This is a genomic window from Paenibacillus cineris, assembly GCF_018333335.1.
Lineage (GTDB): Bacteria > Bacillota > Bacilli > Paenibacillales > Paenibacillaceae > Paenibacillus_AQ > Paenibacillus_AQ favisporus.
On record NZ_BORU01000036.1, the window covers coordinates 1 to 261 of the forward strand.

The following is a 261-nucleotide window of genomic DNA, read 5'->3' on the forward strand; positions in this document are numbered from 1 at the left end:
GTGCGTAATAGCTCACTGGTCGAGTGACTCTGCGCCGAAAATGTAACGGGGCTAAACACACCACCGAAGCTATGGCTTGATGCGTATGCATCAGGGGTAGGGGAGCGTTGTATACAGCGTTGAAGGTGTACCGTAAGGAGCGCTGGAGCGTATACAAGTGAGAATGCCGGTATGAGTAACGAAAAGATCAGTGAGAATCTGATCCGCCGAAAGCCCAAGGTTTCCTGAGGAAGGCTCGTCCGCTCAGGGTAAGTCGGGACC

Annotated in this window: 1 rRNA gene; it reads left to right on the top strand. The window is 53.3% G+C overall.

Features of this window, described 5'->3' with window-relative positions:
* A 23S ribosomal RNA gene (locus KI379_RS33830) occupies positions 1-261 on the top strand; the annotation flags it as partial.